The 8,850-nt window shown below is 73.3% G+C and carries 7 protein-coding genes and 1 pseudogene; 3 read left to right on the plus strand and 5 right to left on the minus strand.

What is annotated here, in order from left to right; all coding sequences use genetic code 11:
• From AB0F18_RS36950 to AB0F18_RS36960, 3 genes are all read right to left on the minus strand, one after another.
• Nucleotides 1-205 (minus strand): SapB/AmfS family lanthipeptide (locus tag AB0F18_RS36950; protein ID WP_362069216.1); only part of this gene is annotated, 205 nt, incomplete at its 3' end.
• 37 nt (nucleotides 206-242) lie between these two features.
• Entirely contained in the window at nucleotides 243-2,897 is a 2,655-nt protein-coding gene (gene lanKC / locus AB0F18_RS36955) for a class III lanthionine synthetase LanKC (RefSeq protein ID WP_362069219.1), read from the minus strand.
• A 189-nt stretch (nucleotides 2,898-3,086) separates the two neighbouring features.
• Nucleotides 3,087-4,100, minus strand: coding sequence for a polysaccharide deacetylase family protein (locus tag AB0F18_RS36960; protein ID WP_362069222.1), 1,014 nt, complete (start codon nucleotides 4,098-4,100; stop codon nucleotides 3,087-3,089).
• A gap of 205 nt (nucleotides 4,101-4,305) precedes the next feature.
• On the opposite strand from AB0F18_RS36960, the gene AB0F18_RS36965 reads away from it, so the two are divergent.
• The gene (locus tag AB0F18_RS36965) at nucleotides 4,306-5,931 is read left to right on the plus strand and encodes a putative glycoside hydrolase (RefSeq protein ID WP_362069225.1); all 1,626 of its coding nucleotides are present in this window, start codon (nucleotides 4,306-4,308) and stop codon (nucleotides 5,929-5,931) included.
• Nucleotides 5,932-6,007: 76 nt separating this feature from the next.
• Here the strand turns inward: AB0F18_RS36965 and AB0F18_RS36970 are convergent, their stop codons facing one another.
• A complete protein-coding gene (locus AB0F18_RS36970; protein WP_362069228.1) occupies nucleotides 6,008-7,051 on the minus strand; it encodes a S66 peptidase family protein in 1,044 nt (347 codons plus the stop codon).
• 100 nt (nucleotides 7,052-7,151) lie between these two features.
• Between AB0F18_RS36970 and AB0F18_RS36975 the strand changes: the two genes are divergently transcribed.
• Nucleotides 7,152-7,454: a hypothetical protein gene (locus AB0F18_RS36975; RefSeq protein ID WP_362069231.1), complete on the plus strand. Its 303-nt coding sequence runs from the start codon at nucleotides 7,152-7,154 to the stop codon at nucleotides 7,452-7,454.
• Nucleotides 7,455-7,499: 45 nt separating this feature from the next.
• Here the strand turns inward: AB0F18_RS36975 and AB0F18_RS36980 are convergent, their stop codons facing one another.
• Nucleotides 7,500-8,045 carry a GNAT family protein gene (locus AB0F18_RS36980; protein ID WP_362069234.1) on the minus strand — a complete coding sequence of 182 codons (546 nt, stop codon included), beginning with the start codon at nucleotides 8,043-8,045 and terminating at the stop codon, nucleotides 7,500-7,502.
• 471 nt (nucleotides 8,046-8,516) lie between these two features.
• On the opposite strand from AB0F18_RS36980, the pseudogene AB0F18_RS36985 reads away from it, so the two are divergent.
• A pseudogene (locus tag AB0F18_RS36985) lies at nucleotides 8,517-8,850 on the plus strand (hypothetical protein); the annotation flags it as partial.

Here is an 8,850-nt window from a genome sequence, read left to right on the forward strand (position 1 = left end):
CCTCCCCAACGTAGAGGTACGGAACACCTGTTCCGGCGCGATCCGCCTGGCGGCGCTCCGGGCGCAGAACCCGGATGCCTTCTCGGACCTCCCCGGGGCTGCTGTCGCCGCACAGGAGCAGGCTGGCGCGGCTGCCGGTCAGCTGCGCGGCCTCGGTGGTCTCTTCCTTGGGGGTCTCCATCGACTGCAGGTCGAGAAGGGTCATGGCTGATTCCTCTCCTTCGGTGGGGTGGTGCGATGGGTCACGGCCCCCGGTGGGGGACCGGCTCTGGGGCCGCCGCGGTGCGCGGCGGCGGGAGGAACGGCAGGTGCGCCCGCCCGTCGGCGGCGGCACCGCCGAGGGCGAGGAGCACGCCCGCGGTGCCGGTGGACAGGTCCATGGACAGGCGCATCAACTGCTCGCCGGGAAAGGCCAGATGGCCCTGGTACGGGAGGGCGTGCCGGGCCAGGGCCTCGATCTGCCGGGCGAGGTCCGCGGGGCCGGTGCCGGGGCCGGGGGTGGTGGTCCGGGCCAGGTACAGGATCATGCCGGCGGCGCCGCGGAAGAGGCCGGGCTGGGCGTAGAAGGTGGCCTGGGCGGCCCGGACGATCTGGGTCCGGGCCGTCTCGAAGCGGTCGTCGGCGCCGTGTTCCAGCCAGTCGTCGAGGACCATCCCGATGCCGACGCTGCCGGCGCCCAGGTAGGGCATGGTGCGCCAGCCCTCGTCCACCTGGAGGGTGCCGAAGGCGCTGGTCACGCAGTGGTCCAGGTCCCGGTGCAGGAAGCGGGCGGCGCGTCGGAGCAGTTCCGGGTCCCCGGTGCGCTCGTAGAGGCGCAGGTGCAGCAGGGCGATGCCGCTGTGGCCGTAGAGGAGCCCCGTCCGCTTCAGCGCGGGGGCCGCCTCGGCGGCCAGGCCGGCGCAGCGCAGGGCCGCACTGTGCAGGGTGCCCTCGCCGGTGGCGGTGCCGAGGGCGTCCAGGGCGAGCCCGATGCCGGCGAGGCCGCCGTGCAGGTCGGGGCCGGCGGACTGCCACGGTTGCTCCAGCAGGCGTTCGACCAGAGCGCTCGCGCGGTCGTGGTGGCCGAGCCGGTGGTGGGTCCAGGCCAGTCCGGCGAGGCCGTCGTAGAAGCCGAGCGGGGTGCCGGAGGCGGGGTCCTTCGTACGGGAGAGCAGCCATTCCTCGGCTTCGGGCCAGGGAGCGGCGCCCGTTTCGGCGAGGGCGTACAGGACGCCCGCGGCGCCGTGGCCGAAGGCCGTTCCGCCGCCGGCCGTGGCGAACTGGGCGGGGTCCCCCGGGAAGAGCCGGTCCTCGCGGTCGGGGGTGGCGGTGGCGCGGAGGGCGGCCGTCAGGGAGGCGCGGGCGGCCGGCCAGTCCCCCGGCTCGGCGGGCAGGTAGGGCCGGGCGGGGCCGGGTATCCGCCCGCCGCGACCGCCGGCCGCGACCACGGCCACTCCGGCTCCGGCTCCGGCACTGGCTACGGCACCGGCTTCGGCTTCCGGGCCGGCGAGGATCTCCCGTACCGCTTCGTCCAGGAAGGGCCGGGGCACGGGGAACTGCTCCGCGGCGATGTCCGCGAGGTGCGCCGCCTTGGCGCGGTCCATCACGAGGAGGCTGGTCAGCGGCAGGAACAGGGCGAGGCGCAGGCAGGCCAAGGCGTAGCGGTCCACGGCGAAACCGCGCCGGTCGGGCGGTGCCACGTAGGCCGGGTTGGCGACCGTCTGCCGCAGGTTCTCGTCGCCGTGCGCGGCGGCCTCGAAGTCCAGCAGGGCGACGGAGGGTTCGCCCGTGTCCGGGTCCTCCGAGACCATGATGTTGAAGAGGTGGAGGTCGTTGAAGACGATGCCGCGGGAGTGGACGGCCTCGACGGCCTCCGTCACCCGTGCGTGGATCTTCAGCGCCCAGTCGGTGTAGGCGGCGAGCCCGGCCGGGTCGGGATCGGCCTCGATCAGGGGGTGGCGGCGGGCGAAATAGGTGTTGAGGGGTTTGCCGTCGAGGTACTGGAGCGCCAGGAAGTGGTGGTCCCCGACGGTGAAGGCGCCGCGGACGGCGGGGACGCAGTCCAGGCCGTCCAGTTGCTCCAGGGCCCTGCGCTCACGGTGCAGCCGGGTCACGGCGTCCGCACCGTCGGCGGCGAGCCCGGCGAACGGGCGGCCCTCCTTGAGGACGACCGGCTCTCCCGTACGGGTGTCGCGTCCCGCGTACACCCCGCCGCCGTTGGAGAAGTGCAGCGCCCGCTCCACGGTGAAGGGGACGCCTTCGAGGGTGACGGCCGCGCGCCGCTCCAGGTGGGGCCGCAGGAAGGCGGGCGGTTCGACCCAGGCGGGCGTCCGGAACACCGGGCCCCGCGCGTCCGGGACCAGGCGCCCGTCGGGCGCCTCGATCGCCGGGACCAGCTCGCCGTCCCCGTCATAGCAGTGCCGCAGGGTGAAGCTGCCGTAGCGCAGGTGGACCGGGCCGTCGTTCCAGCGCAGGTCGCTGAGGATGTACGGGCCCGGCTCGCCGGCCAGCAGGGCGTCGAGGTCCTCGGCGATGCGTCGGCAGGCGTCCGCGTCGGCGGGGTAGACGGTGAGGAACTTGCCGCTCGCCGCGCGGTCCGCGTACTTGGCGTTGCGCAGGTGCAGCAGGTAGCGGCTGGGCACGAACTTGAAGGCGATCCGCCGCTCCACGCAGTAGGCGTGGACCGTGCCGAGGACGGCCTCCGCGTTGTCGAGGCAGGCCGAGACGTGGATCTTCCAGCCCTGTGAGGGCAGTCGGAGGCCGAGGGGCCGCAGGGCGAGCCAGTCGCCGCTGCGGTGCGTGGTCCACCCGTCGGGTACCGGGGCCAGGGCCGGCGGGAAGCTCTCTCCGGCCCGCCGGTACGGCGCGTCGTAGAACCAGCGGTCGGCGTCGCAGAAGGCCGCGTGCCCCTTGTTCACTCCTGCTCCCTCGGTCGGTGACGCGGTCCAAGGTGGCACGCGGCGAAGACCGGGCAACAGTCGTGTTTGTCACCAGCCCGACGTGCAGTACGCACACGTCACTTCACGTCGAAGGCCGTCGCCCCGGCGGCCGTCACCGGCTGCCGGGGCGACGGCCCGTCACCGCACGTTCCGAGGGGCGAGCCCGGCTCAGTACGGGCGGGCCCGCTTCGCGAACGCGGGCGCCAGCTCGTTCTGCGCGGCGCGCGGGAAGGCGACGGTGTCCGGGTTCCCGTCCGAGACGTAACGGTTCTTCCCCGCGGCGAGCTTGTCCAGCCAGCGCGACGAACCGAACTCGGCGTCCTCGTCCTTCGGCCCCGCCGAGCGGATCCGGGGGATCGCGCCGGGCGTGAACGCCTTCGCGTAGGGCGAGGCGGACGGGTTGGCGCCCACCAGGTACACCCCGTCGTAGCGGTAGTCCGCTCCCCGCGCGGCGACCCCGGCCGGCTCGGGCATGGCGCCGAAGGGCAGGGCGAGTGAGGTGACCCGCGTCCCGGGCGCGGCCCGCTCGATCGCCCGCTGCCCGGCCGAGATGGCCCGCGCGGCGCCCGCCTGGTCCAGGGAACGCAGGTTCTCGTGCCGGTCGGTGTGGTTGGCGACCTCGTACCCGTGCTCCTTCAGCCAGGTCAGGGCCCTGGCGGAGCCCGTGGCCGAGAAGGCGTCCGCGTTGACGAAGAAGGTCGCCACCGGCTTGAACGCGGGGTACTTCTTCGCCGTCTCCGCCAGGAGGGCGACGGCGGTGTCCGGCGCCGGGGTGCCGTCCGCGCCGAGCCGCACCTGACTGTTGGTCGAGTCGTCGAACGTGAGGACCACCGGGTGCGTCCCGGCGGGGATGTCGATGCGGCCGGTCTGGAAGTCCCGGGCGGTCACCGGCACGTAGTCCTCCCGTGCGAGCCGCTCCAGCTCGGCCCGGAAATCGGCCGGGGTGCGGTCGTAGACACTGGCCGGCTTCTCCGTGAGCTGGTGGTACATCAGCACCGGGACCTGGCCGAGTTCGTTGGCGCCGACCTCCGCCGGCCCCTTCGCGGCGACGGGGGCGACCGCCGCCGGAGAGGCGGCCGCACGGGGTTGCCCGGCGCCCGGTGACGAACCCGTGGAACAGCCGGTGGCGAGCAGGGCGGCGGCGCCCGCCAGGGCGCCGAGCGGAAGGAACGGGTGGCGCATCGGAGGGCCTCTCCACGGCGAAGGTGTCACGCCATACCTACCGGCGACGGAAGCCCGCGTACCGCACCTTCCCCTGCATGGCCTAGCCGCCACGCCGGAGCCGTTCGCGGCCGTTCGTGTGAAAAGCGGGCGGAGCGGCGGGACCGGCCCGCGCAACGGCAATGAATGGAGGCAACACCCGGCCCACGGCACGAAGGACGTCAAGATGTCCCGCACCCGCATACCCCGCTCCGGTCCCTCCCTCCGCCCCCGCCGCCCGGCCCGCCGGGGCGTCCTCATAGCGACGGCCGGGGCGCTCGCGCTGGCCGGGTCGGGCGTCGGAGCCTGGGCGCTCCTCGCGCCGGGACCCGGCATCCAGGGCGTGACCGACGGCTCCGTCCTCGACGGCCGCGCGGCCGCACACGTCAGCGCCTACCTCGCCGCCGGCGCGCCCGGCGGATCGAAAACGCTGCGCGCCACCCTGGACGGCGCGGTGGTCCCCCTCACGGCCGACGGCGCCCGCCTGAAACTCGCCCTCCCGCAGCTCGGGGAAGGCAGGCACACCCTGGTGGTGGCGGGCGACAGCAGCCTCCCGTTCGCCTCGTACCGCAAGGTCGTGGGCTTCAGCGTGGACACCACCCCGCCCGAGCTGAAGGTGGCGGAGCCCGAGGTCAAGAACGCCGCCGCGCCCGTGACCATCACCGGCAACGCCTCCACCGACGCCGAGGTGAGCGTCAACGGCAAGAAGGTCCCCCTCGACAAGGCCGGGGCCTTCCGGACCACGGTGGCGAAGGGAACCCCCGTCGTCACGGTCAGGGCGGTGGACCGCGCCGGGAACACCACGACCAGGGACGTGTCCGCCCGGGGCCGGCGCCCCATGATCCGGGCCGCGCACATCACGGCCATCGGCTGGGGTGACGACACGCTGCGCGGCGGCGTCCTCGCCCTGGTCCGCAGCGGCAAGCTCAACGCCGTCGAGCTGGACGTCAAGGACGAGGACGGCGAGGTCGGCTACGCGTCCCAGGTGCCGCTGGCCCGTCAGATCGGCGCGGCCAAGGGCTACTACGACGCCCGCAAGGCGATCGACGAGATCCACGCGGCCGGCGCCCAGGTCATCGGCCGCATCGTGGCCTTCCGCGACCCCAAGCTCGCCGCCGCCTCCTGGGCGTCCGGCAAGCAGGACCGGCTCGTGCTCACCCCGTCCGGACAGCCCTACGACGGCGGCCACTACGGCTCCCTGTCCTTCACCAACTTCGCCAACCCGGCGGTCCGCAAGTACAACCAGGACCTCGCCGTCGAGGCGGCCCGGCTCGGCTTCGACGACATCCTCTACGACTACGTGCGCCGGCCGGACGGCCCGCTGTCGCACATGAGCTTCCCGGGCATCGGCACCGCCACGCCCGAGCAGTCCATCACCTCGTTCGTCGCCGAGACGCGGACCGCGCTGCGTCCCCAGGGCAAGTACCTCGGCGTCTCGGTCTTCGGCATCGCCGCGACCCGGCCCACCGAGATCGCCCAGGACATCGGGGCCCTGGTCAAGGTCACCGACTACATCGCACCGATGGTCTACCCCTCCCACTGGGCGCCGGGGGAGTACGGCGTCGCACAGCCCGACACCGCCCCGTACGCCATCGTGCAGCGCTCCCTCGCCGACTTCGCCCGCCAGGCGAAGGGCACGCAGACCGAGATCGTCCCCTGGCTGCAGGACTTCTCGATGGGCAGCAGCTACGGGCCGGCCGAGGTGGCCGCGCAGATCAAGGCCGCCGAAGCCAACGGGATGAGCTCGTTCATCCTCTGGAACGCCGGCGCCCGCTACCAGGGCGCGGCGCTCCAGCAGATCGCGGCGCACTGACGCCGCCCGGCCGTCGGCCGGGCGGGAGGGTGGTCCCCGGTACCGGGGACCACCCTGACCGGTGGCCCCGCCCGGCTCAGTAGGTGACGACGATCCGCCGCGCCGGGCCGTCCACGCGGATCCGTCCGCCGACCGGGATCACCAGTTGGGGATCGGTGTGGCCGAGGTCGACGTCGAACACCGCCATGGTGTCGGGTGCGTACCGGTCGAGGGCCCGCAGGACGGCCTCGCGCTGCCGGCGCCGGTACTGCGCCCGCTCCTCGGCGGTGAACCGGTTCTCGAACGACCAGCTCTTGGCCCGGCCCATCAGCAGCGCGGGGAACTGCCGCAGCAGCCCGCGTTCGCCCATGCTCCGCAGGATCCGGTGGACCTCCTCGGCCCGGGGCATCTCCTCGGAGGTCTCCAGGAACAGGACGCCGCCGGCGTAGTCCTCGGCCGGCAGCACCGCGCGGTCGGCCATCAGCAGCCAGGAGATGATCTCCAGGTTGCCGCCCCAGCCGAGCCCTTCGACCACGCGGTCGGCGCGGTGCCAGGACCAGCCCTCGGCGGGGCTCATCTCCGGTTCGGAGCCGAAGGTGTCCGGGTCCTCCCAGGGGCGGTTGACGTCCCCGGAGGCGCCGGGCGCGGTGAGCGCGTACTCGCCGGACGTGAACAGGGCCGCCCGGAGGGATTCCGCGGTCAGCGGGTGCATCGCTCCCGGCCGCCCGAGCTCGACCATCACCGAGCCGCCGTGGTAGGCGACGATCCCCAGGTTCCGCAGGAACAGCAGCAGGTTGGTGTTGTCGCTGTAGCCGAAGAACGGCTTGGGGTGGGCGCGGAGCAGATCGCGGTCGAGGTGGGGCAGGACCGTGATCTGGTCGTCGCCGCCGATGCTGGCGATCACCGCCCTGATGCCGGGGTCCGCGAACGCCGAATGGATGTCCGCCGCCCGCTCCTCGGGCGTGGCGCCCATCCTGCGCGTCGTCGGGTACTCCACGGGCTCCAGCCCGAAGTCCTCCCGGAGCCTGCGCAGCCCCAACTCGTAGGGCAAGGGGAAGACCCCGGGCAGGCCGGACGAAGGGGACAGCACCGCCACCCGGTCTCCGGGGCGGGGCTTGGCGGGGTACAGGGGAACCGTCATCCCAAGATCGTAGGAGCGGGAAGGCCCGGTATCGAACGAATTCACGGCCCGCGCGGACGGCCACAGGTTTGCCGGACGCCCCCGAGGCAAGACGCCGGACATGACCGCACACCACCGTGTCCGCTCCCGGGGCCGGGGCACCGCCGCCCGGCTCATCGCCCTGGCGGCGGACGTGCTCGCCCTCGTCATCGTCGTGTGGATCGTGATGTACCTGCTGGACGCCAACCGCTCCAACGCGGTGGTCGAGTGGTTCCACGACGCCGCCACCTGGCTGTCCGGCTGGTCCTACGACCTGTTCACCTTCAGCCGTGAATGGCTGCAGGTGGTCGTCGGCTACGGCGTGGCCGCCGTGGTCTACCTCCTGATCGGCCACGCCCTGGCCCGCGTGCTCACCCGCCGCTGACCGGCGCACCCCTGCCCGCCCGCTGACGCGCTGTTCCGCACGGGGTCACCGGCCCGCGGAGCCCGCCTGCCAGTCCCGCGCGAGGAGACCGAGCAGCACCTCGTCCAGGAACCCGCCCATCACCCAGGCCGAGGAGCGCAGCACGCCCTCACGGACGAAGCCGTTGCGCTCGGCGGAGCGCAGCATCGCGGCGTTGTCCGACAGCGTCTCGATCTGCAGCCGGTGCAGGCCGCGCACCGTGAAACCGTAGTGGCACAGCACGGCGACCACGTCGGTCCCGTAGCCCTTGCCGCGGCAGGACGGCAGCAGCCCCAGCCCGATGTGCGCGTTCCGGTTGTGGTTGTCGATGCCCCACAGCGTGGCCGTGCCGACCAGCGTGCCGCCGTCCAGCTCCACCACGGAGAACGGGACGTGTCCCTGCTCCTCGTGATCCACCACCAGCCGCGGGTCCTTCGCGCCGGGGGAGATCGGCCGCCACGGCCGGCTCTCGGACCGCGAGGCGTTGACCACGTCGTCGTAGAGCTCCGCCCGCAGGACCGGGATGTCGTCCTCGTGCCGGGCCCGCAGCCCGACCTTGTCACCTCGCAGCATGCGGGCTTCCTATCCGACCGGGCCGGACCGCGGCAAACGAAATAGTGCCCCGCAGCCCTTCCGGTTTCGCAGGCGTTTCCGCGGTCCAGGTCAGACCGACCGGTACGCGTGTCCGTGCCGTCGGACCCCTGGGCAGGGGCGAGGGAACGGGCACGCGGGCAGCGACGACGAGACGGAGCACCTGTGTCCCCAAGGCGTGGTCCACGGTCGGTGAGATCGACCGGGTGCTGAACGCCCCGACCAGCGAGGCGGCGTGGATCATCCCCTGGGAGGAGCACCTGCGCCGTTTCGCTACGTCAGCGCCCTGCCCGTCCAGGACGCCCGGGCCACCTGGGGCGCGGACCTGCGGGCAGCCGACCCGCGGTTCGGGCGCTGCGACCGGCTCCAGACGGCGTGGATGGTCGGGGTGCAGTTCTACCTGCGCGAGCGCACCCCGCTCGTGCACGGCCACGTGATCCACGTGGACCCGCCGTGGGGCCTCACCTCGGTCAGCCAGGCGCAGTTCTGGAAGGGGCGCGACTTCCGTGCGGCCCGGCGGCGGTCAACGCCCTGCTGGACACGGACGGTTCGACCGCATCCCGCTGCCGGGTCCGCCGCCTCCACCGCCCTCCCGAGCCGGCCCTCCTCCACCGGATCGACGAGAGCCGCTACCGCTCCGGCCCGCCCAACCTCTTCGACCGCGGCCAGGCCGTTGCCGTTGCGCGGGCATCCTTAGACGTCATCTCATTTGGCGTGCTGTGTAGGCTGTCGATCGTGGCGGGAATTGTTGAGCGGCTGGTGCCGGATGAGTTGTGGGAGCTGTTCC

Source organism: Streptomyces sp. NPDC029216 (assembly GCF_040648015.1).
Classification (GTDB): domain Bacteria; phylum Actinomycetota; class Actinomycetes; order Streptomycetales; family Streptomycetaceae; genus Streptomyces.